Annotated in this window: 21 protein-coding genes and 1 tRNA gene; 20 read left to right on the top strand and 2 right to left on the bottom strand. The window is 73.4% G+C overall.

The features are described 5' to 3' along the window. Positions 1-77 precede the first annotated feature (77 nt). Entirely contained in the window at positions 78-713 is a 636-nt protein-coding gene (locus HGB54_RS09410) for an MBL fold metallo-hydrolase (RefSeq protein ID WP_168916190.1), read from the bottom strand. 68 nt (positions 714-781) lie between these two features. On the opposite strand from HGB54_RS09410, the gene HGB54_RS09405 reads away from it, so the two are divergent. From HGB54_RS09405 to HGB54_RS09395, 3 genes are all read left to right on the top strand, one after another. Next, positions 782-1063 carry a metal-sensitive transcriptional regulator gene (locus HGB54_RS09405; RefSeq protein WP_168916189.1) on the top strand — a complete coding sequence of 94 codons (282 nt, stop codon included), beginning with the start codon at positions 782-784 and terminating at the stop codon, positions 1061-1063. A 51-nt stretch (positions 1064-1114) separates the two neighbouring features. Continuing rightward, the gene (locus HGB54_RS09400) at positions 1115-2017 is read left to right on the top strand and encodes a diacylglycerol/lipid kinase family protein (RefSeq protein ID WP_228545779.1); all 903 of its coding nucleotides are present in this window, start codon (positions 1115-1117) and stop codon (positions 2015-2017) included. A gap of 96 nt (positions 2018-2113) precedes the next feature. Beyond that, positions 2114-2186: transfer RNA gene (locus HGB54_RS09395), tRNA-Glu, on the top strand. Between the two features lie 102 nt (positions 2187-2288). Here HGB54_RS09395 and HGB54_RS09390 read toward each other — a convergent pair. Next, positions 2289-2936, bottom strand: coding sequence for a DUF2510 domain-containing protein (locus HGB54_RS09390; protein ID WP_168916188.1), 648 nt, complete (start codon positions 2934-2936; stop codon positions 2289-2291). Between the two features lie 225 nt (positions 2937-3161). Here HGB54_RS09390 and HGB54_RS09385 point away from each other — a divergent pair, with 225 nt between their 5' ends. The 17 genes from HGB54_RS09385 to leuD all read left to right on the top strand — a co-directional run bounded on the left by HGB54_RS09385 (position 3162) and on the right by leuD (position 26171). After that, the gene (locus HGB54_RS09385; protein ID WP_228545778.1) at positions 3162-3758 is read left to right on the top strand and encodes an NYN domain-containing protein; all 597 of its coding nucleotides are present in this window, start codon (positions 3162-3164) and stop codon (positions 3756-3758) included. A gap of 130 nt (positions 3759-3888) precedes the next feature. After that, positions 3889-5010 (top strand): TerC family protein, encoded by a 1122-nt coding sequence (locus tag HGB54_RS09380; protein ID WP_168916187.1) that lies wholly within the window; start codon positions 3889-3891, stop codon positions 5008-5010. Positions 5011-5145: 135 nt separating this feature from the next. Next, a complete protein-coding gene (locus HGB54_RS09375) occupies positions 5146-5991 on the top strand; it encodes a PP2C family protein-serine/threonine phosphatase (protein ID WP_168916186.1) in 846 nt (281 codons plus the stop codon). Next, positions 5988-7178, top strand: coding sequence for an FHA domain-containing protein (locus tag HGB54_RS09370; protein WP_168916185.1), 1191 nt, complete (start codon positions 5988-5990; stop codon positions 7176-7178). The genes HGB54_RS09375 and HGB54_RS09370 overlap by 4 nt, the downstream gene beginning before the upstream one ends. Before the next feature lie 2 nt (positions 7179-7180). Next, positions 7181-8878 carry a serine/threonine-protein kinase gene (locus HGB54_RS09365; protein WP_323740664.1) on the top strand — a complete coding sequence of 566 codons (1698 nt, stop codon included), beginning with the start codon at positions 7181-7183 and terminating at the stop codon, positions 8876-8878. Beyond that, positions 8875-9588, top strand: coding sequence for a hypothetical protein (locus HGB54_RS09360; protein WP_168916184.1), 714 nt, complete (start codon positions 8875-8877; stop codon positions 9586-9588). Before HGB54_RS09365 ends, HGB54_RS09360 begins: the two co-directional genes overlap by 4 nt. 100 nt (positions 9589-9688) lie before the next feature. Further along, on the top strand, positions 9689-15223 hold the full coding sequence (locus HGB54_RS09355) for an Ig-like domain-containing protein (RefSeq protein WP_168916183.1): 5535 nt from the start codon (positions 9689-9691) through the stop codon (positions 15221-15223). Between the two features lie 44 nt (positions 15224-15267). Then, on the top strand, positions 15268-16236 hold the full coding sequence (locus HGB54_RS09350) for an AAA family ATPase (RefSeq protein ID WP_168916182.1): 969 nt from the start codon (positions 15268-15270) through the stop codon (positions 16234-16236). Then, entirely contained in the window at positions 16233-17579 is a 1347-nt protein-coding gene (locus HGB54_RS09345) for a DUF58 domain-containing protein (protein ID WP_168916181.1), read from the top strand. The genes HGB54_RS09350 and HGB54_RS09345 overlap by 4 nt, the downstream gene beginning before the upstream one ends. Continuing rightward, positions 17576-19942: a transglutaminase family protein gene (locus HGB54_RS09340; RefSeq protein WP_168916180.1), complete on the top strand. Its 2367-nt coding sequence runs from the start codon at positions 17576-17578 to the stop codon at positions 19940-19942. Before HGB54_RS09345 ends, HGB54_RS09340 begins: the two co-directional genes overlap by 4 nt. Positions 19943-19946: 4 nt before the next feature. Further along, a complete protein-coding gene (locus HGB54_RS09335; protein ID WP_168916179.1) occupies positions 19947-20651 on the top strand; it encodes an FHA domain-containing protein in 705 nt (234 codons plus the stop codon). A 77-nt stretch (positions 20652-20728) separates the two neighbouring features. Continuing rightward, a complete protein-coding gene (locus tag HGB54_RS09330) occupies positions 20729-21034 on the top strand; it encodes a hypothetical protein (protein ID WP_168916178.1) in 306 nt (101 codons plus the stop codon). Continuing rightward, the gene (locus HGB54_RS09325) at positions 21031-22719 is read left to right on the top strand and encodes a hypothetical protein (RefSeq protein ID WP_168916177.1); all 1689 of its coding nucleotides are present in this window, start codon (positions 21031-21033) and stop codon (positions 22717-22719) included. The genes HGB54_RS09330 and HGB54_RS09325 overlap by 4 nt, the downstream gene beginning before the upstream one ends. A 5-nt stretch (positions 22720-22724) precedes the next feature. Further along, positions 22725-23222 (top strand): DcrB/PsbP domain-containing protein, encoded by a 498-nt coding sequence (locus HGB54_RS09320; protein WP_168916176.1) that lies wholly within the window; start codon positions 22725-22727, stop codon positions 23220-23222. Beyond that, positions 23212-23883 (top strand): hypothetical protein, encoded by a 672-nt coding sequence (locus tag HGB54_RS09315; protein WP_168916175.1) that lies wholly within the window; start codon positions 23212-23214, stop codon positions 23881-23883. The genes HGB54_RS09320 and HGB54_RS09315 overlap by 11 nt, the downstream gene beginning before the upstream one ends. A gap of 195 nt (positions 23884-24078) precedes the next feature. Further along, a complete protein-coding gene (leuC, locus tag HGB54_RS09310) occupies positions 24079-25575 on the top strand; it encodes a 3-isopropylmalate dehydratase large subunit (RefSeq protein WP_168916174.1) in 1497 nt (498 codons plus the stop codon). Then, positions 25575-26171 carry a 3-isopropylmalate dehydratase small subunit gene (gene leuD, locus HGB54_RS09305; RefSeq protein WP_168916173.1) on the top strand — a complete coding sequence of 199 codons (597 nt, stop codon included), beginning with the start codon at positions 25575-25577 and terminating at the stop codon, positions 26169-26171. Before leuC ends, leuD begins: the two co-directional genes overlap by 1 nt. Positions 26172-26174 lie beyond the last annotated feature (3 nt).

Below are 26174 nucleotides of genomic sequence, written 5' to 3'. Positions count from 1 at the left end.
TCGTTAACGGCCCGCTGCGGCGGGCCGGTCCTGCGCGGCCAGTCCGTCGTGCAGCCGGAGCTGACGGGCCGATCCGCTCAGCCCAGGTCGAGCGCATCGCCCGGCGTCAGGGCCGCGAAGGTGCCGCCGTGCTGCTGCTGCACGGCTTCGATGCGCCCGTTGGCCATGGCCTTGCCGGCCTCGGAGTTGACCATCTCGTGCGTCGGGAAGGCCTGGCGGGCGCCGACGGCGGCGACGAAGTCCATGACCTCGCCGATCTTGAGCCACGGCGCGCTTGACGGTGCGGCGAGCACCTCGACCGGGGCGCCGGGCAGCGCGAACGAGTCGCCGGGGTAGTAGAGCCGCTCGTCGACGAGCACGCCGACGTTGTCGATGATCGGGATGCTGCGGTGGATCTCGGCGTGCTGCCCGCCGGTGAAGCGCAGGGAGAACGGGCCGACCTCCACCGTCTCGCCGGGGGCGACGACCGTCCACGGCTGCTCGGGCAGCGAGGCCGCGACGCCGGCGGGCGCGTAGAGGGGGATGCCCGGCGCGGCGGCGCGCAGGCGGTCGAGGTGCTCGGGCGTCACGTGGTCGGGGTGCTCGTGGGTGACGACGATCGCGGTGAGGGCATCCACCTCGAAGGGGGCGGTGAAGGTGCCCGGATCGATGACGAGGGCGGCGCCCTCCTTCTCGACGATGAGGCAGGCGTGCTCGCGCTTGGTGATGATCATGGGCACACTGTAGGAGCGCACCCTGGAGGGCGCTGGCGGAAAATACCCCCCAGGGGTATATTGGTCGGATGATCGACGACATCAAGAAGCGGGCGCTGCACCGCTCGCGCATCCTGCAGGGCCAGATGCGCGGCATCGAGAAGATGATCGAGAACGACGAGTACTGCGTCGACATCATCACGCAGTCGCTCGCGATCCAGAAGAGCCTGCGCAGCCTCAACAAGCTGCTCGTCGAGAACCACCTGCGCACGCACGTGACCGACATGTTCGACGAGGGCGGCGACGCCCGCGAGCGCGCGGTCGCCGAGCTGCTGTCGGTCTTCGAGCTCGAGAACAACCGGGGCCGCTAGCCGCGCGCCGCGCTGCCGCGGCCGACCGGTCTGCCCGCATACTCGGGAGTCGTGAGCCCCGCCCGCCGCATCGTCGCGGCACTCAACCCCACGGCCTCCTCCGGGCGCGGCCGCGCCGTCGGACCGCAGGTCGTCGCCGCCCTCCGCGCCGCGGGGCATGAGGTCACCGCCCTCGCTGAGCCCGACTTCGCGGCGCTCCTCGCCGCGACCCGCTCGGCGCTCGCCGCGGGGGCCGATGCCCTCGTCGTCGTCGGCGGCGACGGCATGGTGCACCTCGGCGTGCTCGCGCTCGCCGGCCGCGAGGTGCCCCTCGGGGTGGTGCCGAGCGGCACCGGCAACGACGTGGCGCGCGGGCTGGGCATCCCGATCGGCGACATCGAGGCGGCCATCGCGGCGCTGCTGGCGGCGCTCGATCGCCCGGCCCGCCACATCGACGCGGCCGCGATCACCGGCGAGGGGATGCCCGGCTCGCGCTTCGCCTGCATCCTGTCGGCCGGCTTCGACGCGCTCGTCAACGAGCGCGCCAACGGCATGCGCCGCCCGCGCGGCCGCAGCCGCTACACCCTCGCCCTGCTCGTGGAGCTGCTCAGGCTGCGCCCGATCGCCTACCGCCTCGTGCTCGACGGGGTCGAGCACCGAGAGCGCGCCGTGCTCGTCGCGGTCGCCAACAACCGATCCTTCGGGGGCGGGATGCTCGTCGCCCCCGACGCGCAGCTCGACGACGGCCTGCTCGACGTCGTCATCGTGCGGCCGCTCGGGCGCCTCGCCTTCCTGCGCATCTACCCGCGGGTCTTCGCCGGCACGCACGTGAGCGACCCGCGCGTCGTCGTGCGCCGTGCGGCGCGGGTGCGGATCGAGGCGGAGGGCGTCGTCGCCTACGCCGACGGGGAGCGCATCGCGCCGCTGCCGCTCGACATCGCGGTCGAGCCGGGGGCGCTGCGGGTGCTCGCCTGACCGCGCCGCGAGCGCGACACGCCCGCCGTGCGCGAGGGCTCCCGCCCGTTTTGCTCGGGGGCCGAACCCTGTGGCATACTCGTCAGGTTGCAATGCGGCCCCATCGTATAGCGGCCTAGTACGCTGCCCTCTCACGGCGGTAACGCGGGTTCGAATCCCGCTGGGGTCACCCACACGAAGAACCCCCGGTCTGACCGGGGGTTCTTTGCATTTTGTGGATGGTTGGCCTGTCTGAGCGTTGTGCGATGGCGCAATTACTCGTTGCTTCGCCCTACGGTGCCCCGAGCCCAAATGTGTAGCTGCCGGTCGACCAGTTCATGGTCGCGTTGTAGCCATAACCGCTGAATGTGCCGTCACCGTTGTCTTCCGAGGACACGAAACAGTCGAAAACTGTTGTTTGCTCGGTCAAGTCATCAGTCGAGCCTCCCCCGGTGGGGCTGCAGACGGCGTCGAGAACGGGGCCATCGATGATGCCATCTGCCATGTGCCCGTTCGCCATACCTACGATGGCTGCCTCGATCTCCGGGATGGTCGCGCTTCGACTTTCTCGTTCGCGTTCGTCCGCAGCCTCTTGTGCGAGTTCAGCCTCCCGAGCTTCATCCGCTGCGATCTCGGCTTCTGCGTCAGCCTCCGCTTGCGCCTCGGCTTCAGCCAGCGCTGCCGCTTCTGCTTTAGCGCCGGCTTCAGCGTCGGCGGCAACATTCATCGAGACGCCGACGATGCCTGCGATCAGTGCCACCGCCCCGAGGGCGCTCAGCCCAATCAGCACCGATTTCTTGGGGTGCTTGCGCTGAACGGCCGCCGCATCGTCCGCCGGCGGTGGCGGGAGTTCTGACCAACTAGATCCATCCCAATAACGCTGGGATCCACTTGGGGTGGGGTACCAGCCAGCCGGTGCCGTAGGGGACTCGTTCGTCATCTTGATCAGCCTTGTCTGCTATAGCGAATGCTTCTCAAAAAATACCAGCGCGATCACGGGTTGATCAGTCCCCTAAGGGGGCTATTGACATCGTGGACGGCACCAAATAGCCGACCGCCCTCTCTCTTCACCATGCCACAGCTATAGACCCACGGATCCCGGATCGAGACACGACGGAGTGACCGTCTCAATCGCCGCGCTATCGTCAGGGAGCCGTCCGTCCGTATGCCTGACACGGCACCCGGCACCGACGGAGGCACCATGCACGAGCGGCACGAGCGCACCACCTGGGTGCTGGTCGACGGCGAGAACATCGACGCGACCCTCGGCACGTCCATCCTCGACCGCCGCCCGCGGCCCGAGGAGCGCCCCCGCTGGGACCGCCTCTCCGCCTTCGCCGCCGAGCGCTGGCAGCAGCCGGCGCAGGGCGTGTTCTTCCTCAACGCCACCTCGGGCATGCCGCTCACCTTCGTGCAAGCGCTGAAGTCGTTGCACTACGTCGTCGTGCCGCTCTCGGGCTCGAGCGACCAGAAGGTCGTCGACATCGCCATCGAGCGCACGCTGCAGGCGCTGCGCGAGCGCGACGCCGACGTCATGCTCGTCAGCAACGACGGCGACTTCGCCGAGGACCTCGCCGCACTCGTCGACGGCGCGCGCCGGGTCGGGGTCGTCGGCTTCTCCGAATTCCGCAGCGGCGCGCTCAGCATCCCGGGCGTCGAGCTGCTCGACCTCGAGCACGACGCGCACGTCTTCGACTCGCCCCTGCCGCGCCTGCGCGTCATCCCGATCGACGAGTTCGACCCCGCCATCTTCCTGGGCTGAGCGCGCGCCGCATGCGGCTGCTCGGCGGCGTGAGCCGGGCATCCACGGGTCTACACTCGACTCCGCGCGAGGGCCGCACCGCCGCCGCTTCCGCCGCCCCCTCCTCGCATCCCCCTCGTGAAAGGCCCTCGTGGACTTCGTCATCCCCGTCTGGTTCGAGATCGGCTCGTTCGTCGTGCTCTCGCTCATCCTGCTCGCCGACCTGCTGCTCGTCGTCAAGCGCCCGCACGTGCCGAGCCCGAAGGAGTCGGGCCTCTGGGTCGCCTTCTACGTGACGCTCGCGCTGATCTTCGCGGGGCTCATGGCGACGGTCGTCGGGCCGGATGCGGGCGGCGAGTTCGTCGCGGGCTGGCTGACCGAGTACAGCCTCTCGATCGACAACCTGTTCGTCTTCGTCATCATCATGGCCCAGTTCGCGGTGCCCAAGAAGATGCAGCAGGAGGTGCTGATGGTGGGCATCATCCTCGCGCTGCTGCTGCGCGGCGCCTTCATCCTCGTGGGGGCCGCCCTCATCGAGAACCTCAGCTGGATCTTCTACATCTTCGGCATCTTCCTGCTCATCACCGCGGCGCAGCAGGCCTTCTCCGGTCGTGAGGACGACGAGGAGCGCGAGTCGAAGCTCATCGGGTTCCTGCGCAGGCGCATCGCCATCACCGACGAGTTCCACGGCATGAAGATGCGCACCGTCGTCGACGGCCGCAAGATCTGGACCCCGCTGCTCATCGTGTTCATCGCGATCGGCACGACCGACCTCATCTTCGCGATCGACTCGATCCCGGCGATCTTCGGCATCACGCAGAGCCCGTTCATCGTCTTCACCGCGAACATCTTCGCCCTCATGGGCCTGCGGCAGCTCTACTTCCTGCTCGGCCACCTCGTCGACAAGCTCGTGTACCTCAAGTTCGGCATCGCCTTCATCCTCGCCTTCATCGGCGTGAAGCTGACGCTGCACGCGCTGCACGAGAACGAGGTGTTCTTCATCAACGGCGGCGAGCCCGTGCCCGTGCCCGAGATCGGCACGATCACCTCGCTCATCGTCATCGTGATCGCGATGGCCGTCGCGGTCATCGCCAGCCTCGTGAAGATGCGCCACGACGGCATCTCGCTGCGCGACGCGGGGCCGGCCACCGAGGAGGACGAGCCGGTCGTCGTCGAGGCGACCGCCGAGGGCGAGAAGCCGCGGGCAGAGGGGCGCGATGCCGCCCGCACCGCGGCCGGCCGCCCCGAGGGCGGCGCGGGCCCGGTCGACTGAGGCCGGCGCCGTCGTCGACGGCGAGCATCCCGCTACAGTGTTGAGCCGAGCACACGTGCGATGCGCACGGCTCGCCCCGCTCCATCTCGACGGCGGGCGACGAGCGCTCGATCCGGCGAAGGAGGGGGACCCGGCATGACGACCGCGCCCTCCTCCGGCACCCCGCGCGTGAGCGCGAGCGCGGCGAGCGACCGCGGGCGCGTGCGGGCCGTCAACGAGGACACCCTGCTGGCCGAGCATCCCGTCTACGTCGTCGCCGACGGGATGGGCGGCCACGCGCGCGGCGACGAGGCCAGTCGCCGCGCCGTCGCCGCGCTCGCCGACCTGCGCGGCACGGCGCCCGGGCCGGCGGAGGTGCTCGCCGCCATCGCCGCCGCCAACGACTCCGTCATCGCCATCGGCCACGAACCCGATGAGAAGCCGGCGGGGCTCGCCGGCACGACGCTGACGGGCGTCGTGCTCGTCGACGCCGGGCTGCCGCCCGTGCCGCACTGGATGGCCATCAACATCGGCGACTCCCGCGTCTACACCTGGGACGGCCGCGACCTGCGCCAGGTGAGCACCGACCACTCCGCCGTGCAGGAGCTCGTCGACGCGGGCGTCATCTCGCCCGACGAGGCGCGGCAGCACCCTGACCGCAACGTCATCACGAAGGCACTCGGCGTCGCCGCCGAGCTCACCCCCGACGTCTGGCTCATCCCGCTGCGCCCCGGCCACGGCTTCGTCGTCTGCTCCGACGGCCTCAGCAAGGAGCTCGCCGACGTCGAGATCGCCGAGGCCCTCGCCCGCTTCCGTCCGGGGGACGCCACCATCGCCGAGGTGCTCGTCGACCTCGCCCTCGAGCGCGGCGGTCACGACAACGTCTCCGTGATCGTCGTCGAGGTCGACGGCGCGACCCGCGCGCACGAGGCCAGCGCCACCCGCGACGCCCCCGTCGTGCCGGAGGAGACCGCGCCCCGCCCGAACCGAGGAGACGCATGAGCGCCCTGCGCTACGAGCCCGCATCCGACGGCCTCCTGATCGTCGCGGCGGCGGGCGCCGTGCTCGTCGTCGACGACGCCGAGCACGCGCTCGACGTCGACGCGCTGTGGGCGGCGCTGCAGGGGCGGGATTCCGTCGCCGAGGCCATGGCCGCGCTCACGACCGGCGGGCTCGCCGCGACCCCCGCCTTCGCCCTGCTCGTGCCCGTCGACGAGGGCGGCGCCCGGCTCGTGGTGCGCGGCCCGCTCGTGGCCGAGGTCGTCGCGGCCGACGGCGGAGCCTCGACCATCGACGCCTCCACCGTGGTCACCTGGGCGGAGCACCTGCTGACCGACGCGGTGACCGTGGGCGTGCGGCGCCGCGGCGGCGCCGCGGCGGCGGCATCCGCGCCGCTCCCGCTCGCCTCGGGCGCGGTGCGCGCCGCCGGGGTGGTCGTGGAGCTGACCCCCGCCGAGCCCGAGCGGTCGGCGGCGGCGGAGCTCGACCGCACGGTCGTCGTGCCGCATCTGCAGCGCGCGGCGGCGCCCGACGCGGCGCCCGCGGCAGCGTCCGAGCCGGCGGCGGCATCGCCCGAGCCGCCCGCGGCGTCTCCCGCGCCGCTCGCCTCGTCGCTCGACGACGTCCACCGCACCCGCGCGCCCGAGCACACGATCATCCCCACGGCGCCGGGACGCCGCCGTCGCCCCCGGCCCGGTCGCGGCCCCGGCCGCCAACCCTGCCCCGACCGCCGCGCCGCGCCGCTCCCCGCCCCCGCGGCGCCCGACGCCGGCGACCACGACGGCCTCACCGTCGTCGCCGGCGACCTCGCGGCGATGCGCGCCGAGGCCGCCGCCGCGCCGGAGGGCGCCGGGGGCGCGCGCTACGTGCTCGACATCTCCACGGGCGGCAGCGCCGCCCTCGACGGCTCCATCATCGTGGGCCGCGCGCCCAGCACCAGCCGCGTGAGCGACGGGCGCATCCCGCAGCTCGTGGGACTGCCGGGCGCCGACGACATCTCGCGCAACCACGTGCGGTTCGACCTCGAGGGCGACTCGGTCGTCGTCACCGACCTGCACTCGCGCAACGGCACCGTGCTGCGGGCTCCGGGCGCGACGCCGCGCCAGCTGCGCGCGGGCGAGTCGAGCGTCGTGCTCGGCGGCACCGTCGTCGACCTCGGCGGCATCACCCTCACGGTGCGGGAGGGCTGAGCGTGCGTCGTGCGGGAGAGCCCCCGGTGCTGCCCGGGCTCGAGCCGGTGCGGCTGCTCGGCTCCGGCGGATTCGCCGACGTGTTCCTCTACGAGCAGCAGCTGCCGCGGCGCAAGGTCGCGGTGAAGGTGCTGCTCGCCGACGACCTGTCGACGCAGTCGACGCAGGCCTTCGTCGCCGAGGCGAACCTCATGGCGCAGCTCTCCGCGCATCCCTACATCGTCACGATCTACGGCGCCGCGGTGGCCGAGGACGGCCGGCCGTACTTCGTCATGGAGTACTGCGCGGGCCCGAGCCTCGCCGAGCAGTACAAGCGGCGGCCCTTCAGCATCACCGACGCCCTGCGCGTCGGCGTGCGCATCAGCGGCGCCGTCGCCACGGCCCATGCGGCGGGCATCCTGCACCGCGACATCAAGCCCGCCAACGTGCTCACCAACGACTACGGCTGGCCGGCGCTGACCGACTTCGGCATCTCCTCGGCGGTCGAGAGCGAGCTGCCCGTGCACACCACCACGAGCCGCCGCGCCGTCGAGGAGGCCGCGACGACGGGCGGCGGGCAGACGGTCGGGCTGTCGATCCCGTGGTCGCCCCCCGAGATGTTCGCCGACGACCCGCGACCGGATGTCCGCTCCGACGTCTTCTCACTGGCGGCGACCGTGCACACCCTCCTCGCCGGCCGCAGCCCCTTCGAGGTCGAGGGCCGCTCGAACGGCGCGCTCGACCTCATCGGCCGGATCGAGCGCGGCATCGTCACGCCGATGCCGCGGGCCGATCTGCCCCGCAGCCTCGTCGCCGTGCTCGCGAAGGGCATGGCGAGCGAGCCCGCCGACCGCTTCGCGAGCGCCATCGAGTTCGGCCGCGCGCTGCAGCGGGTCGAGATGGAGCTCGGGTTCCAGGCGACGACGCTCGACGTGCCGCAGCTCGCCGCCGCCGAGGCGGCACCGGCCGAGGCCTCCTCGCCCGACGCCGACGAGACGCGCGTGCGCGGCGTCTCGGTCATCCAGGCGCAAGCCCCGGCGCCGGCGCCGCCGGCGCCGCCCGCGAGCATCCCCCCGGCGCCCGCCGGGCCGCCGCCGAGCGGCGGGGCCGCCGCCGTCCCCGAGGCCACGGTCATCCGCGGGGCCGAGACCGACGGCGCCTCGGCGCTGACCGGCTCGGCGCCGATGGAGGCGACGATCATGCGCGGCGCCGCCCTCGACGCCACCGTCCGGCCCCCCGCGCCGCCGGCCGAGCAGCCCGCGGCGGAGGAGGCCGAGGCGCAGCCCGACGAGTCCCGCGATCCCGCCGCCCGCCGCCGCAACGTGCTCGTCGGCGCCCTCGGCGCCCTCGTGCTCGCCGCCGTCGTGGCGGTCGCCGTCGTCGTGGGGCCGAGCATCGTCCCCGAGGGCACGAGCCCGACGAGCGCGCCCGACGGGGGCGGGGGAGCGGTGGTCGCCGTGATCGAGCCGCCGGGCATCCAGCAGGGCGTCGTCGAGGCCGACGGCACGGTCACCTTCACCGTCACGAACCCCGATCCGCAGGAGCGCGACGTCTTCCGCTGGTTCCCCGTGACGAACCCGAGCGACACCGCCGTCGTGCAGGAGGCCGAGGAGGGCCGCATCGTCGTCGAGGGCGTCGCGCCGGGCACGCAGGTCTGCGTTGAGGTCGCCGTGCAGCGCGCCGGATCGCTCTCGCCCACGACCCGGGGGTGCACGGCATGACCCCGCTGCGCGTCGAGTACTGCGGCGAGTGGTTCGACGTCGCCGACGAGTTCTTCATCGGGCGCGAGGCCGACCTCTCGATCGACGAGAACCCGTACCTGCACCGCCGGTTTCTGTCGCTGCGGCACGAGTTCGACCTCTGGTGGCTGCACAACGTCGGCCAGCTGCTCACCGCCACCGTCTCCGACGCCGCCGGATCGGTGCAGGCCTGGCTCTCGCCGGGGGCGAAGCTGCCGATCGTGTTCCCCGAGCTGCAGGTCGTCTTCACGGCCGGGTCGACGACCTACGACTTCGCGATCCACTCCGACGGCGATCACTTCCGCACCTCGCCGCTCGCGGGGTCGACGGCCGGATCGACGACGATCGCGCCGATCACCTTCACCCGCACGCAGCGGATGCTGATCCTCGCGCTCTGCGAGCCGTTCCTGCTGCAGGCCCGGCGCGGACGGGCCGAGCTGCCGAGCTCGGCCGAGGCGGCGGCGCGGCTCGGCTGGCCGACGACGACCTTCAACCGCAAGCTCGACAACGTGTGTGAGAAGCTCGACAAGATCGGCGTCGACGGCCTGCGCGGCGGGGCGGGCAAGCTCGCCGTGAACCGCCGCGCGCGGCTCGTCGAGTACGCGATCGCGACGCATCTCGTGGCCCTGGACGACCTGCCGCTGCTCGACGACGCGGCCGGGGAGGCCGGCGCGGAGAAGCCCGCGCGGTGAGCCCGATTCGGCACCCGGGCACGGGTACCTGACGGTTTCTCGCCCGTGGTACGGTCGTGCGCGGACCGAGGGGATCGGTCGACGAGACGAGGGGAGCCGGGTGGGTGTGTTCGGCGGTGCGAAGCGCACCAGAGCATCCATCGCCTCGACGACGGCGCTCGCCCTCGTCATCGCCGTTCCGACGGTGCTCGCCGTGCTGCACGAGGGGTTCCCGGTCGACGAGGTCGACCTCGACGCCCGCATCGTCTGGGTCACCAACGGCGAGGAGCAGCTGGCCGGCCGGCTGAACCGCCAGATCGAGGCGCTCAACGCCGCCGTGCCGACCGTCACCGGGCAGGCCGACGTGCTGCAGAACGGCGACGCGGTCGTGCTGCACGATCCGAGCCTCGGCACCGTCGAGACGATCAACCCCTCGTACACGACGCTCGAGAGCCTCACCGAGATCCCCGTCGGCGCGGAGGTCGCGCTCGGCGGCACGACCCTCGCCGTGCACGACCCCGCCTCGGGCGAGGTCTGGGTGACCGACATCGCCAACGGCATCGTGCTCGACGTGCTGAGCGAGGAGCCCGCGATCGAGCTCGGCCGGGGCGGGCGCATCGCCGTCTCCGTCGACGGCACGGCCTTCGCGAGCGACCCCGAGTCCGATGAGCTGCACACCATCGCCGCGCCCGGCTCCACGCCGACCACCGAGGCCTTCGGGCCGCTCGGCGAGCACGTGCTCTCCGCCGTCGGCGAGACCGCCGTCGCCCTCGACACCGCCGACTCCGCGCTCGTCGTCGCCGGGCGCGCGCCGATCGGGCTGCCCGAGGCGGGCATCCGCATCCAGCAGGCGGGCGCCGAGCACGAGGCCGCCCTCGTCGCGACGGGCACCGGGCTGCTGAGCGTGCCCCTCGACGGCGGTGAGATCACGACGATCGACGGCGAGGTGGATGCCGCTGCCGCCGGCCCCGACGAGGTCTCCGCGCCCGTGCGGCTCGACGGCTGCGCTCACGGCGCCTGGGCGGGCTCCGCCCGCTACGCCTACGCGTGCGACGACGGCAGGGCCGGAGTGGAGGACCTCAGCCTCCCCACCCTCGGCGACCGGCTCGAGTTCCGGGTCAACCGCTCCGTCATCGCCCTCAACAACATGACGACCGGCGACTCGTGGCTCGTCGACTCCGACATGGCGCTCGTGCAGAACTGGGACGAGGTGACGCCGCCCGAGCAGGAGCAGACCGAGGAGGGCGACGAGAAGTCGGCGACGCAGTCGTTCGAGGACACGCTCGCCGAGCGCACCGAGCAGAACCGCCCGCCGCTCGCGCGCGACGACCAGTTCGGCGTGCGCCCGGGCTCCTCGACGGTGCTGCCGGTGCTCGACAACGACTCCGACCCCGACGGCGACGTGCTGACCGTCTCCGACACCTCGGGCGTGCCCGAGAGCTGGGGCGCGCTCGCCGCGATCGACGGCGGGCGGGCGCTGCAGCTCACCCCCGGGCCCGAGGCGCGCGGCACGGTCACCTTCCGGTACACCGTCACCGACGGCCGGCCCGGCGGCGTCGCCGAGGCGCAGGTGCAGGTGACGCTGCGCCCCGACGACCTCAACGAGCCGCCGCGCTCCGTGCGCAGCACGGCCGTCACGATCGAGCAGGGCCAGACGATCGAGTACAACGTGCTCGCCGACTGGATCGACCCCGACGGCGACGACATCCTGCTCGTCGCGGCCGCCCCGAGCGGCAACGACATCGTGAGCTCGAGCCCCGACGGCATCGTGAGCTTCGAGCACCGCTCAGGCCAGCTCGGCATCACCGAGGTGCCCTTCACGGTCGGCGACGGCCGCGCCGAGGCGAGCGGCGTGCTGACGATCGACGTGAAGGCCGCCGGCACGGTCGACCCGGTCGGCACGGCCGACTTCGTCACGACCTACGTGGGCGAGCCCGTCGTCGTCGAGCCCTTGCTCAACGACCTCTCGCCCTCGGGCGCCCCGCTCGAGCTGCGCGGGGTCGAGCCGCTCACGGAGGGCGTCGAGGCCGTGCCGACGCTCGACCGTGGCACCATCACCGCCTCGGCCGAGGCCGCCGGCGTCTACTACCTCGTCTACACGCTCGGTGCGGGGGCCTCCGACAGCGTCGGGCTCATCCGCGTCGACGTGCTCGAGAACCCCGAGAACGAGCTGCCCCCGGTCGCGGTGAAGGACGTCGCGTTCCTGCGCCCCGGCCAGCCGACCACGGTCTCGGTGCTCGCGAACGACGTCTCGCCGGGCGGGCGCGTCATGGCGGTGCAGTCGGTCGACACCTCGACGATCGACCCCGGGCTCTCGGTCGAGGTGCTCGGCAACCAGGTGATCCGCGTCACCGCCTCGACCGCCGTGACCGAGCAGGCCCAGTTCACCTACACGATCTCCGACGGGCTCGGGTCGTCGACGGCGGGCGTGACGGTCATCCCGCTGCCCCCGCTCGTCAAGCACCAGCCGCCCATCGCCGTCGACGACCCGGTCACCGTGCGCTCCCGCGACATCGTCGCGGTCGACGTGCTCGACAACGACCGGCACCCCGACGGCTCGCGCATCGAGCTGGCCCCCGATTTGCTCGATCTCGAGAACGTCGGCGGCATCGCCTTCGTCTCGGGCGACCGCGTGCGGTATCAGGCGCCGGAGGAGCCGGGCGTCTACTCGGTCGGCTACCGCATCACCGACGACTTCGGCGAGAGCGCGACGGCGCAGGTGCGCATCACGGTCGTCGCGGCGGATGCGGAGAACAACCGCGAGCCCATCCCGGTGCCGCTCACCGGCCGCGTCGTCGCCGGGTCGACGACGACCATCGACATCCCGCTCGACCGCATCGACCCGGACGGCGACTCGACCGTGCTCGTCGGGCTGACCTCGGCCGGCTCGCTCGGCCGGGTGGTCGGCACGACCAGCACCTCGATCACCTACGAGGCCTTCGCCGACTCCCGCGGCACCGACGAGTTCCGCTACCGCGTGCAGGACACCTTCGGCCTCACCGCGATCGGCACCGTGCGCATCGGCGTCATCCCGCCGCCGGAGCAGCTGCTGCCGCCGAACGCCGTCGACGACCGCGCGGTCGTGCGGCCCGGCCGCACCGCGACCGTGCCCGTGCTCGCCAACGACTCCGATCCCGGGGGCCGCACGATCTCGCTGAGCGACATCGTGGAGGTCGATCGCGGGCTCGAGGCCGAGATCGACCGCACCCAGATCGTCGTGACCGCTCCGGAGGAGGAGGGCACGTACACGCTGCGGTACCAGATCGCGAACGACGCCCGCGGCGTCGACACCGCCTTCGTGCAGGTCGAGGTGCGCGCCGATGCCGAGATCCTGCCGCCCACGGCCATCGACCACGTGCTCGAGCCGGCCGAGGTCGTCGGCGAGGAGGCCGTGGTCGTCGACGTGCGCGAGGGCGCGACGAACCCCGGCGGGCGCCTGAGCGACCTCGTCGTGAGCGTCGAGGGCCCGAACGCCGACGCGGCGACCGTGCGCGAGGACGGCACGATCGCGGTGGTGGCCGAGCAGTACCGCATCGCGATCGCCTACCGCCTGACGAACGAGCTCGACGAGCTCTCGGCGCAGGCCTTCATCATCGTGCCGCCCGCGGCCGGCGACGACGAGACCTTCCCGCCGCCGTACCTCGATCCCGCGCTGCCCGAGCAGATCGTCGAGATGAACGGCACCGGCGAGTGGGATCTCGAGGACATCCTCATCGTGCCGAGCGGGCAGCCCGCGATCATCACCGGCCCCGCGACGGTCAGCGCCACGAACAGCTCGGGCGGCGAGCTCGTCGTCGACGCCGACACGCTGCGCTACGCGCCCTTCACGGACTACCGCGGCGGGGCATCCCTCAGTTTCGAGGTGACCGACGGCGAATCGGCGGACGATCCGACCGGCCGCACCGCCCTGATCACGCTGCCCATCACGGTGGGCGACCCCGATTTCCGGGATGCTCCGCCGACGTTCACGCCGCAGAACGTGACCATCGAGGCGGGGGAGGAGCCGGTCACCATCGACCTGCGCGACTCCACCGGGCACCCCAACCCGGCGATCATCGCCGAGGTCGCCTACTCCGGCCCGACGGGCGGGGTCGCCGCCATCGACGCGCGGCTCTCCGGCTCGCAGTTCACCGTCTCCTCCCCGCGCGGAACGCAGCCGGGCACGGTCGGCACCTACGAGGTGACCCTCCGCTACGAGGAGTTCGAGGTGCCCGGCACCGTGACCGTCACGACGGTCTCGAGCACGCGGCCGCTCGCCCAGCCGGCCGAGGACCGCGCTGTGGCCCAGCGCGGCGACAGCGCGACCGTGAACGTGCTCGCCAACGACTTCAACCCCTTCGCCGCCTCGGGCGAGCCGCTGAGCCTCGAGTCGGCGTCGATCACGAACTCGGCCTCGGGCGCGCGCGTCTCACTGAACCGCGCCTCCGGCGAGATCACGGTGGATGCCGTGTCCTCCTTCATCGGCGACGTGGCCGTGGTCTACGTGGTCGGCGATGCGACGGAGGACCCGGCGCGCCAGGTGCAGGGCTCGTTCATCGTCACCGTCGAGGACCGCCCCGACCGTCCGGGGGCGCCCGCCATCGTCACCGAGGGCGACGGCTCGGTGACCATCAGCTTCCAGCCGCCCGCCTCCAACGGCAACCCGATCGATTCCTACGTCATCAAATGGGGCGGCGAGCAGCGCACGGTCGCCCAGGCCGGGCAGCACACCATCGAGGGCCTCGTCAACGGCCAGGACTACAGCTTCCGGGTCGGCGCGCACAACGCGCACGGCTGGAGCGAGGACTCCGCGACCAGCGCCACCGCCCGGCCGTACGGCGCCCCCTCGGCGCCGGCGAGCGCGAGCATCTCGGCGACGAGCAACGGCAATGGCAACGTCACCGTCAGCTGGAGCCCCGGCGCGAGCAACGGGCGCCCGATCACCAACTACCGCGTGACGCTCAGCGACGGATCGGTCGTCGAGCTGGGCGCCGTCACCAGCCACACCTTCGCCGGCAAGACCGTCGGCAACGGGTACACCGCGGTGGTCGAGGCGCGCAACGCGCGCGACTGGAGCCCGGGGACCCGCACCGGCAACTCGGCGACGCCGATGCCCGACCGGCCGGGCGCGATCAGCGCGAGCGACCGCACCACCTCCGCCGTGACGTTCCGCTGGGATCCGGCCGGCGGCCAGGTCGGGCAGTACGAGTACCGCTTCAACGGCGGGGGCGGCTGGCAGACCACCGGGCCGAACAACCGCGAGGCGCGCTTCACCGGCGGCAGTGCGAGCCAGCAGGTGAGCATCGAGGTGCGCACCCTCACGAACGGCGTGCGCAGCGAGATCCGCTCCGGCAGCGCCCGCCTGCTCGATCCGCCCGCTCCGCCGCCCAGCCCGAGCCTGACGCTGCGCGGCGTCGGCGACCCGCCGAACAGCACCGGCCGGTACTACTACGTGACCGCCCGGAACTTCGCCCCGAACAGCACGCTGAGCCTGCAGTGCTGGACCGATGGCCGGCGGGTCGCGCAGCCCGACGGCACCTTCGTCGGGCCGTACAACCGGCAGGTCGACGGCAACGGCAACGGCGAGTGGCAGCTGACCTGCTACAGCGGATTCGCGCCGTACTTCGCGCGCGACGCCAACACGGGCGTGCAGTCGAACACCGTGCAGTCCTGGTAGCGCCGCCGCGCATCCCGATCATCACCACCCCTCAAGGAGCATCCATGACCGTCACCCAGGAGCAGGCCGACTGGTTCGCCGACGCCTTCACCAAGCTCGCCTCGAGCGTCGACCAGGCGATCCTCGGCAAGGATCACGTGATCCGTCTCGTCGTCGCCGCGATGCTCTCGAACGGTCACGTGCTGCTCGAGGACTTCCCCGGCACGGGCAAGACCGTGCTCGCGAAGGCGCTCGCCACCACGCTGCACGGCTCGAACTCGCGCATCCAGTTCACGCCCGACCTGCTGCCCTCCGACGTCACCGGCGTCACGATCTACGACCAGGGCAAGGGGGTCTTCGAGTTCCACCGCGGGCCGATCTTCGCCTCCGTCGTGCTCGCCGACGAGATCAACCGCGCGAGCCCCAAGACCCAGTCGGCGCTGCTCGAGGTCATGGAGGAGGGGCGCGTCACGGTCGACGGCGTCAGCCACGACGTCGGCGCGCCGTTCATGGTCATCGCCACCCAGAACCCCGTCGAGCAGGCCGGCACCTACTCGCTGCCCGAGGCGCAGCTCGACCGCTTCCTCATCAAGACCTCCCTCGGCTACCCCGACCGCGACTCCTCGGTCGCGCTGCTGCTCGATTCGTCCAACCGCTCGCGGGCATCCGCCGTCACCCCGATCGTCAACGCCGAGACCGTGCTGACGATGGCCGCCCTCGCGAGCGAGGTCTTCGTCGACCAGGCGGTCATCGAGTACCTCAACGACGTCGTCACCGCGACCCGGCACGACAAGGACGTCGCGCTGGGCGTCAGCATGCGCGGCGCCCTCGCCCTCGCCCGCGTCGTCAAGACCTGGGCCATCTCGCAGGGCCGCACCTACGTGCTGCCCGACGACGTGCGCGACCTCGCCGTGCCGGTGCTCGCCCACCGCATCATGGTCGACCCCGAGGCCGAGTTCGCCGGCACCACCGCCGAGCAGATCGTCGACCGCGTGCTCGTCTCGGTCACCCCGCCGGTGCACCGCGCGGCATGACCACCCTCCTCAGCGGCGCGGCGACCCGACTGCAGCGCTCCGGCGCCGCGGCCGGGCGCGCCGTCGCGGGCGCGCGCTCCGGCGCCGGCGCTGCCGCGCGCGCGGCGGTCGTGCGGGTGCGCCCGGCGGCCGCCCGCCTCGGCGGCGCGATCGCGCCGGTCGCCCGCCCCGTCGCCGCGGCCGTCGGCCCCGTGCTCGGCGTCGTCGGACCGGTCGGCTGGTTCGTCATCGTCGGCGCGCTCGCCTCCGGCATCGCCGGGGCGCTGCTCGGCTGGCCCGAGCTGACCTACCTCTCGCTCACCCTGCTCGGCGCCCTGCTGATCTCGGCCGCCTTCCTCATCGGGCGGGCCGACTACCGCGTCGCCCTCGAGCTCGAGCCGCCGCGCGTCACCGTGGGCGACCGCGCCTACGGCCGACTCGTCGTCGCGAACAGCGCCGCCCGGCGCTCGCTGCCCTCCCGCATGGAGCTGCCCGTCGGCGCCGGGCTCGCCGAGTTCACCATCCCCTCCCTCGCCCCCGAGGCCGAGCACGACGAGCTGTTCGCCGTGCCGACCCATCGCCGGGCCGTCATCGTCGCGGGCCCCGCGCTCACCGTGCGCGGCGACCAGCTGGGCATCCTGCGCCGCACCGTGCGCTGGACGGACCCGGTCGAGCTCTTCGTGCACCCCGTCATCAGCCGCCTGCAGTCCTCGGCGGCGGGCCTCGTGCGCGACCTCGAGGGCGAGAACACCCCCGTCATCACCTCGAACGACATCGCCTTCCACGCCCTGCGCGCCTACGAGCCCGGCGATCCGCTGCGCAACGTGCACTGGCGCACCTCGGCCCGCACCGGGCAGCTCATGGTGCGGCAGTTCACCGAGACGCGGCGCAGCGAGCTGCTGCTCGTGCAGAGCATCCAGGGCCGCTCGTGGGCCGACGACGACGAGTTCGAGCTCGGCGTCTCGGTCATGGCCTCGCTCGGCGTGCAGGTCGTCCGCGATGCGACGCGCCTCACCGTCGTCACCGAATCCGGGATGCTCCGCACGGCCACCCCGTCGACGCTGCTCGACGACACCAGCCGCATCGAGCTGCAGCCGCTGCAGCAGCGCCCGCTGCGCGCCGTCGTGCGCGACATCACCCGGCGCACCCCGGCGCCGAGCGTCATGGTGCTCGTCGTCGGCTCGCAGACGTCGATCGAGGAGGCGCGATCGGTGACGAGCCTGTTCCGCGGCGACACGCAGTCGATCGTCATGCGGGTGGAGCGGGGCGCGAACCCCGGCCTCGCGCGCATCGGGCAGACCGTCGTGGCGACGATCGGCTCGCTCAGCGATCTGCGCGGCATCGTCCGGGCGGTGAAGCCGTGAGCGGCACGCTCGCGCCGCCGGCCGCGGCGCCCTCCTCGGGCCGCCGATCGGCCGCCCCCGCCGCCGTGGCGCCGGTGTTCACGCGGCGCGCGCTCGCCGACCTCGGGGTCGTCGTCGTGCTGTCGATCATCGCGGTGCTCGGGTTCGAGACGGCCTACGGCGACGAGAACTTCCTGCTCGTGGGGCTCGGCGGCGTGGCGGCCGGGGCGCTCGCGGCCGCGGCGGCGGCGTGGCTGCGGCTCGCCGCCCTGCCGGCGGTGCTGCTCGGCGTGCTCGTCTACTTCCTGCTCGGCACGCCGATCACCATGCCCGAGCTCGCCATCCTCGGCGTCCTGCCGAGCGCCTCCTCCATCGCGGGGCTCGCGATCGGCGCGGTCTTCGGCTGGAACGACGTGCTCACCCTCGCCGCCCCCATCCAGGCGCCGTACTACATCGCGGCGCTGCCGTACTTCGCGGCGTGGGCGGTCGTGCTCGTCGGCGGACTCCTCGCGCTGCGCTGGCTGCCGCGCCGCCGCTCGATCCCGCGGGCGGCGGTCATCGTGCTGCTGCCGACGCTGCTCTACGTCGCGGGCATCCTGCTCGGCACCGACGAGCCGTACTACGCCGCCATCCGCGGCATCACCTTCGCCGTGATCTGCCTCGTCTGGATGGGCTGGCGCCGCGCGCGCGCCGAGGGCGTGCTCGACTCCCCGCACCCGGGCTACCGCCGCCGTCGCCTCGGCGGGGCCGCGATCGTCGTCGCGGGCGGCATGGTGGTCGGCATCGTCGCCGGCACCGTGCTTGCGCCCGCCCCAGCCGAGCGCTTCGTGCTGCGCGAGGAGATCGAGCCGCCCTTCGACCCCGTCGAGTACCCGAGCCCGCTCGCCGGGTTCCGGCAGTACACCGGCACCCTCGCGGAGGAGACGCTCTTCACGGTGCAGGGCCTGCAGTCGGGGCAGCGGCTGCGGCTCGCCACGATGGACGCCTACGACGGCCAGCTCTGGAACGTCGCCGGCCGCGCCGTCGCCGAGGAGGGCTCCGGCACCTTCCAGCTCGTCGGCACCGACCTGCCCGCGCCCCCGCTCGCCGAGACGGGCGCCGAGGCCTCGCTGACGGTCGAGATCGGCGCGTACGACGACGTGTGGATGCCCGAGCTGGGCTACACGAGCGAGCTCGAGCTGCTCGACGACGACTCAGCGGCCCGCGCCGACGACCTGCGGTACAACCCGACCACGGGCTCCGCGATCCTCTCCTCGGGTCTGGAGAACGGTGCGCGGTACCGCCTCGCCGGCGCCGAGCAGAGCATCCCGGAGGACGCCGCCCTCGTCGACGTGCCGACCGCGCAGGTCGCCCTGCCGCCCGTCGACGACGTGCCCGACGTGCTCACCTCCCGCGCCGTCGAGCTCGCGGGGCAGGAGACCAGCGCGATCGCCCAGCTGCGCACGATCGAGCAGCGGCTGAGCTCCGAGGGCTTCTACAGCAACGGCCTGCCGACCGACGCGGCGCCCTCGCGCGCCGGGCACGGCGCCGACCGCATGGTCGAGCTGTTCACCCGCACGCCGCTCATCGGCGACGAGGAGCAGTTCGCCGCGGCCTTCGCGCTCATGGCCCGCCACCTCGGCTATCCGGCGCGGGTCGTCATGGGCTTCGCCCCCGAGGTGCCCGAGGGCGCCGACGAGGTCGCCGTGCTCGGCTCCGACGTGACCGCGTGGGTCGAGGTGCCGTTCGAGGGCGTCGGCTGGATCCCCTTCTACCCGACCCCGGACGAGACCGACATCCCGCAGGATCAGGTGCCGCTGCCGCAGAGCGAGCCGCAGCCGCAGGTGCGGCAGCCCCCGCGCCTGGAGACCGCGGAGGAGGACCTGCTGACGGCGGTCGAGCTCGAGGAGTCCGAGCCCGACGACGAGGAGCAGGGCTTCGTCATCCCGACCTGGCTGATCGGCGTCGGCGGCGCGCTCCTGGCGCTGCTGCTGCTGTACGGCATCCCGCTCGGGATCGCGGCGGCGCTGCGCGCCCGCCGCCGTGCCGCCCGCCGCCGCGCCGATCCCGAGCGCGCCGTCGCGGGCGCCTGGCAGGAGCTCACCGACCGCTTCGCCGAGCACGGCGCGCCCGTGCCGACCGGCGGCACCCGGCGCCGCGAGGGCGAGGCGGCCGCCGCCGTGCTCGCCGCGCGCGGTGCCGACGGATCCGCGGCCGGCGGCGTCGCGACGCTCGCGCGCGAGGTCGACGGCGACGTGTTCGGCGGCGGCGCGATCGAGCCCGAGCGGGTCGACGAGCGCTGGAGCCGGGTCGACGAGGGCGTCGCCGCGCTCGCCGCGACGCTGACCCCGTGGCAGCGGCAGCGCGCGCGGTTCCGCGTGGCGCGCCGACGTGCGAGAGGCTGAGCCCATGGCCGACGACCGATTCTTCATCCCGCCGCCCCCGCCGGGCACGCCGAAGGTCGAGGTGCCCGCGCCGCCGTCCCCCGATGCGCCGCGGCCGATCGTGCCGATCAACGCCCCCGTCGAGTCGGCCACGCACCGGGTGCCCGTGCGGCCGCCGAGCCCGCTGGCGCCGCCGCCGGCCGCGGCTCCGGTCATCCCCGAGCCCGCACCGATCCAGCCGCCCTCCGCGCCCGGGCCTCCGCCCGCGGGGGCGGAGGCGGTCCCGGCGCCGACCGCCGCGCCCGCCGGCCCCCTCTCCGCGCCGGCATCCGCTCCTGCACCCGAATCCGCCCCCGCCCCGCCCGCCGCCCCCGTCACGGCCGAGTCGACCGTCGTGCGCTCTCTCGCCCTCGTGCTGCCCGACGGCACGCGTTGCCCGGTCGGCGCGGCGGTCGTGCTCGGGCGCGATCCGGTGGCCCCGGCCGAGCATCCCCGCGCTCGCGCGGTCGCGGTCGTCGACCCGGCGAAGTCGGTATCGAAGACGCACGCGCTCGTCGTCGCGACCCCGCAGGGCGTCGAGGTGCACGACCTGCACTCGACGAACGGGGTGAGCGTCACGCGCGGCGACGAGCGCGAGGAGCTCGCGGCCGGCGCCCGCGCGGCCGTCGGGGCGGGCGATCGCCTGGGTCTCGGCCTCCTCGAGCTCGCCGTGGAGCTCGCCGAGGGCTGACCGGCTCGGCGCGATCGGGGAGCCCTCCCCATCGACACGATCGCCGGCCCGTGAGGGGATGGACCCATGCGACGAGGATGGAGCTGCTGACCATGGCCGATGTCCACCTGCGCGGTGCGCAGCTCGACTCCCTGCTCTCCCTGCTCGGCGGCGCGCGATCCTCGCTCGACGGTGCGGGCGACGCCGGCCGCACGGCGGGCGGCGCCTGCGGGCACGCCGGCCTCTCCGACGCCGTCGCCGACGTCACCGACGGCTGGCGCCGACGGCGCGCCGCGCTCCTCGACCAGGTGGCGATGGTGCACGACGGGATCGAGGCCATCGTCGACACCTTCGCCGACCTCGACGCCCGCATGGGCGATGCCGTGAGCGAGGCGCCGCGATGAGCGCGCCTCCCGCCCTCCTGCCCGGCGACGCGATCGCGGTGCAGGACGAGGCGCGCGTCTTCGCGGGGGTCGCCGAGGCGATCCGCGACGCCGCGGCGCTGCTCGAGGGTCTCGCGCAGGGCGAGATGCAGGGTCGGGCGATCGAGTCGATCGTGTGCGACTCCGAGGAGCTGAGCGCCGCGCTCGAGCGGCTGCACCCGCGCTACGCGGATACGGCCGAGGCGCTCAGCGTCTACGCCGTGCAGCTCGCCGACGCGCAGGACGACGCGCGCTCCGCGGTGGAGGAGGAGCGCGACGCGCTCGCGACCCTCGGCGTCGTCCGCGCCGAGTACGGCGTGGTCGAGGGGGCCCTGCGATCCGCGCGCGAGGCGGGCGAGGACGCCGCGGCGCGCGTCGCCGCGCTCGAGGACGAGCTGACGGCGCTGCGCGACCGGATGACGCTGCTCGACGCCCGCGTCCGGCGGGCGTGGGAGGTCATGGGCGACGCGATCGCCGAGCGCGATGCGGCGGCCGAGCGCACCGCCCGGCGCATCCGGGATGCTCTCGAGGAGTTCGACGACCGCCTGCGGGATCGCGCCGCCGCCCTCGTCGACATGGTCGCCGGGCTCGCGAGCGCGGCGGCGGAGTGGATCGCCGACGTCGTGGCGGCCGTCGTCGATGCGCTCGTAGCGATCGCCACCGCCCTCGCCGTCGCGCTCGCGGTGATCATCGCCGTGCTCGCGGTCATCGCGCTCATCGTGCTGCTCGCGCCGCTCATCGCCGCTCTCCTGGGCGTGCTGGGGGCGCTCGCCCTGGTCGCGCTCTCGGTGCTGACGAAGGTCGCGCTCGTCGCCCTCGCGGCGCTCGTCGGCTACATCCTGTTGACGCTCGCCCGCGAGCGCTTCTCCCCGGCGCCGGTGCTCGAGCCGCTCTCCGAGGACGGCGTGGTCTACGGGCCTGACGACCCGCGGTACGACCCGGACGACCCCTACGGGGCGCAGCTGCGCCGCAACGGCGAGCTCGACCTCGACGGCGGCGCCGACGAGACCCACGTCGAGATCGTCGAGATCCTCGACGAGAAGGGCGAGCCGACCGGCGCCTGGCGCGTGACCCTGCCGAGCACGCAGGACTGGGAGCTGCTGAATGGCGCGATCGAGGGCGCCCCCGATCCGCGCGGCGATCAGGGCGCGCTGAACGATCTGGGCTCGAACCTCGCGCTCATGCTCGCGCCGGGCATCCAGGCGCCCTACGAGCGCGCGGTCATCCAGGCGATGCACGACGCGGGCATCGGCCCCGACGACCCGGTCATGCTCACCGGCTGGAGCCAGGGCGGCATCCTGGCCGGCAAGATGGCGGCCGATCCCGACCTGCCGTTCTCGATCGACGCCGTGTACGCCGCGGGCGCCCCGATCGACCGCTTCGACATCCCCGACGACGTCGCGGTCGTCTCGATCCAGCACCGCGGCGACGTCGTGCCGATGCTCGATGCGGCGGGTCCTCGGCAGAGCCCGAACTGGGTCACGATCGTCGACGACCCGCTCGATGCGCGCGGACGGCCCGGCACGCCTCACAACGCGGGCACCTACGCCCTCACCGCCGAGCGCGAGCTCGCGGGCGGCGGGCCCTCGCCCGAGGTGCTCGAGCGGCAGAGCCGGTTCTTCACCGGGAACGAGCGCGTGCGCACCTACGCGGGCGCGGAAGGATAGGGCGCATGACGCGATCACGACGATGGATGACCCTGATGGCCGTCGGGATGCTCCCGCTGGGCCTCGCCGCCTGCGCGTCGGGCGGCTCGAGCGCCGATCGCGAGGCCGAGGCGACGGCCGTGGTCGAGCGCGCGGTGGGGGCGGCGGTGCCGGAGGCGGACGGCGTCTTCGTCACGACGGCGTCCTCCGGCCCGAGCGACCGCACCCTGCGCGTGCGGCTCTACATCGACCCCGTCGACGACGCGGCGCTCGCCGACGCGGTCGATCGCGCGGCGCGGGAGGCCTGGGCCTCGAGCCCGATCGCCCTCGTCTCGATCTCGCTCGAGGCGGTGGCCGGGCAGCGGCCCGAGGCGCCGCCGCGCGCCGTCGAGCAGGTCATCGACCTCCGCCCCGCCGCCGCCGCGCTCGGCATCGCGCCGCGCGACGTGGTCGACCGCCGCATCGCCCTCCCCGACGCGATCCTCGAGGAGCGCTACGGCGCGGCGGGCGCCGATGCCGGCTGAGGCGCGCGCGGCATCCGCCGCTCCGACGCTCGAGCTGCGGCTGCCCGGCTCGTGGCGGTCGATCCCGCTCACCGACCCGGAGGCGGCGCGCGCGGCAGTGCGGCGCCTCGTCGACGAGACCGTCGGGCGCTCCGACGACCGGGCGGCCCTGCGGCGCGAGCTGCGGGCGAGCCTCGAGGGCGGCCTCGCCGACGCCGTGGCGGGGGAGGGGCGCAGCTTCCACCTGGCGCTCGAGCTCGCGCCGGGCATCCCGACGCCGGCGACCCTCACCGTATTCGAGCCCGCCCTGCGCCTCAGCCCCGCGATCGGCACGGGCGTCGCCGAGACGGGGCGCGTGCTCGAGCAGGTGCTGCGGGCGACGCGGCCGGATGCCCCCGCCAGCCTCGAGCGCCTCGAGCACGTCGACTCGGCGGTGCTGCGGCTGCACCGCCGCACGCAGCAGCACGTCGCGATCGAGGGGGAGCCGCTCGCCCTGCCCGACGGCAGCCCGCAGCCGCAGACGATCGACCGGCTCGACGCCGAGTACTGGATGACCGTGCCCGACTCGAAGCGCGTGCTGCTGCTGCACGCCTCGACCCCGCTCGGCGCGCTCGAGGCCGAGATGCTGCGGCTGTTCGACGGCATCGTGCGGGCGGCGCGCTGGAGCCCGGTCGCCGCCTGAGCGCAGCATCCCGCGCGCCCTGCCGACCCCGCCCCCCGCCCGGCGCTCTCATAGCCCGGTGGTACTCTGACCGGATGCCGCGCGAACGCTCGCTCCTCCTTCGTCGCCGCGACGACTCCTGATCCTCAGGCCGGTCTCGTCGCGGAGTTCGCCGTCGGCCTGCACGCATCGGATCGAAGAAGGACGTGGAACGAGATGACTGACGACACCCGCGCGGAGGCCGCCGAGGCGCGCCGCCCCCGCACCCTCGCTGAGAAAGTCTGGGACGACCACCTCGTCGCCAAGGGCGAGAACGGCGAGCCCGACCTGCTCTACATCGACCTGCACCTCGTGCACGAGGTCACGAGCCCGCAGGCCTTCGACGGCCTGCGCATGGCCGGCCGGCCGGTGCGCCGCCCCGATCTGACGATCGCGACGGAGGACCACAACACCCCGACCCTCGCCATCGACAAGCCCATCGCCGAGCCGACGAGCCGCATCCAGATCGAGACCCTGCGCAAGAACTGCGCCGAGTTCGGCGTGCGCCTGCACTCCCTCGGCGACGTCGAGCAGGGCATCGTGCACGTCGTCGGCCCGCAGCTCGGGCTCACCATGCCGGGCATCACGGTCGTCTGCGGCGACTCGCACACCTCCACGCACGGCGCCTTCGGCGCGCTCGCGATGGGCATCGGCACGAGCGAGGTCGAGCACGTGCTCGCCACGCAGACGCTGCCGCTCAAGCCCTTCAAGACCATGGCGATCACGGTCGAGGGCGAGCTCAAGCCGGGCGTCACCGCGAAGGACATCATCCTCGCCGTCATCGCCCAGATCGGCACCGGCGGCGGCCAGGGCTACGTGCTCGAGTACCGCGGCAGCGCGATCCGCGCCCTGTCGATGGATGGCCGCATGACGATCTGCAACATGTCGATCGAGGCGGGCGCGCGGGCCGGCATGGTCGCCCCCGACGAGACGACCTTCGCCTACCTGCAGGGCCGCCCGCACGCCCCCGAGGGCGCCGACTGGGATGCCGCGGTCGAGTACTGGCGCACGCTCCGCACCGACGACGACGCCGTCTTCGACGCCGAGGTGTTCCTCGACGCGAACGAGCTCGAGCCCTTCGTCACGTGGGGCACGAACCCCGGGCAGGGCGTCTCGCTCAGCGCGGCCGTGCCCGACCCGACGACGATCATCGACCCGAACGACCGCGCCGCGGCCGAGCGCGCGCTCGAGTACATGGATCTGCAGGCGGGCACGCCGATGAAGCAGATCCCCGTCGACGCGGTCTTCATGGGCTCGTGCACGAACAGCCGGCTCGACGACCTGCGCGCCTTCGCCTCGATCATCAAGGGCCAGAAGAAGGCCGACGGCGTGCGCGTCATGGTCGTCCCCGGCTCGGCCCGCGTGCGCCTCGAGGCCGAGGCGGAGGGCATCGACAAGGTGGTCGAGGAGTTCGGCGCCGAGTGGCGCTTCGCCGGCTGCTCGATGTGCCTCGGCATGAACCCCGACCAGCTCGCCCCCGGCGAGCGCTGCGCCTCGACGAGCAACCGCAACTTCGAGGGCCGCCAGGGCAAGGGAGGCCGCACCCACCTGGTGAGCCCGCTCGTCGCCGCGGCGACCGCGATCCGCGGCACGCTGTCGAGCCCCGCCGACCTCATCGCGATGGGCGTCGCCGTCGATCCGGCCTTCACGGGCATCGAGGGGGTGACGGCCTGATGGACAAGACCTCCGTCATCACCGGCGTGGCCGCGCCGCTGAAGCGCTCGAACGTCGACACCGACCAGATCATCCCCGCCGTCTACCTCAAGCGGGTCACGAAGACCGGCTACGAGGACGGCCTTTTCTCGAACTGGCGGAACGACCCCGAGTTCGTGCTCAACCGCCCCGAGTACGCCGGCGCGCGCATCCTCATCGCCGGCCCCGACTTCGGCACCGGATCGAGCCGCGAGCACGCCGTCTGGGCGCTGCGCGACTTCGGGTTCCGCGCCGTCATCAGCCCGAAGTTCGCCGACATCTTCCGCGGCAACGCCGGCAAGCAGGGCCTGCTCACCGCCGTCGTCGACGAGCCGACCGTCGAGCGCATGTGGGCGGCCCTCGAGGCCGATCCCGGCTGCGAGGCGACCGTGGACCTGGTCGAGAGGAATGTGCGGGTGGGCGATATCGTTGCCCCCTTCGAGATCGACGACTACACGCGGTGGCGTCTCATGGAGGGGCTCGACGACATCGGGCTCACCCTGCGGGACGAGCAGGCGATCACCGATTTCGAGGGGCGCCGCGAAGCATGGCGCCCCACGACCCTCCCCGCCCGGTGACCC

Source organism: Microcella flavibacter, from assembly GCF_012530535.1.
GTDB lineage: Bacteria > Actinomycetota > Actinomycetes > Actinomycetales > Microbacteriaceae > Microcella > Microcella flavibacter.
This window is presented reverse-complemented; position numbering and strand designations above follow the sequence as displayed.